The organism is Gluconacetobacter tumulicola, assembly GCF_014174215.1.
GTDB lineage: Bacteria > Pseudomonadota > Alphaproteobacteria > Acetobacterales > Acetobacteraceae > Gluconacetobacter > Gluconacetobacter tumulicola.
In genome coordinates this window covers 1-1,666 of record NZ_JABEQL010000062.1, presented here as the reverse complement: position 1 = coordinate 1,666, position 1,666 = coordinate 1, and the positions used below count along the sequence as shown (strand labels likewise).

Annotated in this window: 3 protein-coding genes; 2 read left to right on the top strand and 1 reads right to left on the bottom strand. The window is 51.0% G+C overall.

What is annotated here, in order from left to right; genetic code table 11:
* The coding region (locus tag HLH29_RS20080; RefSeq protein ID WP_182968972.1) for a transposase at positions 1-110 on the bottom strand (110 nt) is incomplete at its 3' end.
* A 203-nt stretch (positions 111-313) separates the two neighbouring features.
* Here HLH29_RS20080 and HLH29_RS19200 point away from each other — a divergent pair.
* Both HLH29_RS19200 and HLH29_RS19195 read left to right on the top strand, forming a co-directional pair.
* Positions 314-676 carry a response regulator gene (locus HLH29_RS19200; protein ID WP_182968971.1) on the top strand — a complete coding sequence of 121 codons (363 nt, stop codon included), beginning with the start codon at positions 314-316 and terminating at the stop codon, positions 674-676.
* A gap of 74 nt (positions 677-750) precedes the next feature.
* Positions 751-1,503, top strand: a complete 753-nt coding sequence (locus HLH29_RS19195) for a DUF3313 family protein (protein WP_182968970.1) — start codon at positions 751-753, stop codon at positions 1,501-1,503.
* The last annotated feature ends 163 nt before the right edge of the window (positions 1,504-1,666 follow it).

The window sequence follows — 1,666 nt, the reverse complement described above, 5'->3', positions numbered from 1 at the left end:
ACATCCGACACCGTCGCGCCGCCTACCCCAACTTCCGCGAGAATCCGTAGCTTCTGTTCGGCAGACCAGCGGCGGCGGCGCTCCGCGCCCACCAGAATCTCCTGCCGCATCGTCACCTCCCAAACGACGTCAATAACGACGTCGTTAACGACGGGAACTTACCAGCCGCGCAATCCGATCATAAGGCGGCCATGAACGGCCGGTTACTATCTACCTGTGCTTGATGTCGTCTTCTTTTCTGCGCAGTCAGATTGTGTATTGCCTGACAAAAACCTGACATCGTTTGAGAGCGACCTCTTGGTAGCATGAAGCCATGATGGACACGAGCTTCAACCAAATCGTGAACGACGATGGCGATATTCTTGCTCTACTTATCGCACTCTTCGAACGCCGCGAGCATAAAGTCAGCGTTGTCGCTGATCGTCGTGAGATGCTCGATAGCCCGGAGACAAAGTCGGTTAACATCATTTCCCTCGATCCGATGATGTCCGGCGATAACGGCCTTGAGCATGGAGCCAGCATCAGCACCGCTAAATCCTTTCATCGACGTTGGAAATTGGATCGGAAAACCCGTGCTACGCACGACCGACGATCGCGCGTCCGCCTTTGTGGTGCAGCCGATTCCCGATTGCTATCCCGGATAGACACCTCAAGGATCGAGGTGCGGCCGCCATGATGTTGGTAATATCCAGCACACAATGCGCGCACCCTTAAGAAGATGCTACGCCGTAACACCTTTGGAGATGAATTGTGCATTTTTTGAAAAACAAATATCGAGTGCATGAAGGCCTGTGTCGTTACGCACTGATTGCCTTCTGTGCTCTTGGCGGAAGTGTGATACTCGTTGGATGCACAGAAGACCCCAGAAAATATCAAAATCTGCAGTCGTCTCCCCAATTATCTTTGCAAAAAGGAAATGAATTTAAATATCAATATGTCGCTTCGGATGCTGATTTTTCAAAATACAAATCGGCAATGGTAGACCCGGTCGAGATTTACAACGGTCCAGACGCTCAGTTTGGCAGCACGTCGAAGAATGACCGAATTTATATGGCAAAATACATAAATAAGGCCTTCCCGAAGGAAATCGGGAAAAAATACACACTTGTTCATTCGCCAGATTCCATTACTCTTCGCTTTCATATTACGCTGACAGGGGTGAAGAAAAGCATTCCTGTTTTGTCAACGATTTCGCATATGTCGAGCGCTGGCCTCGTAACGAATGCTGCGATGCAGGCGGCAGGGCAGAATGGGACGGCCTATGGTGCAGTTTATTACGCCGTCGAGGTGTATGATGCCCAAACATCTCGCCTTCTCTACGCTCACGTGACAGTACAAACACCAGACGCTTTGGACCCAACGGTTAGTTTTGGCTATCTGGATGCCGCACGTGAAGGCGTTCGCATAGGCGCACATCATCTCGTGCAAAAACTAGAGAAACTATCCAAACAAGAACATACGATCGTCGTTGAAAGGACAGGGAGTATCGGTGAGGCCAAGTAAAATGGGCCGAACGCGCCTGAGTGGCCCCTAGGTTTCTGGACGCCTTGGCTCCTAGAGCGGAATTCGACCTGAGTGAATTTTTTGGGGTACCCAAGCGGGCGTATTTGTGATTCAACATGATGGCCGGATGGGAGGCCGGCGGTCATGTCGAAAGCTCTGTCGG

Excerpts from the sequence above, each read along its gene's own strand:
- HLH29_RS19200 (WP_182968971.1), top strand. The coding sequence starts at position 314 with ATGATGGACACGAGCTTCAACCAAATCGTGAACGACGATGGCGATATT.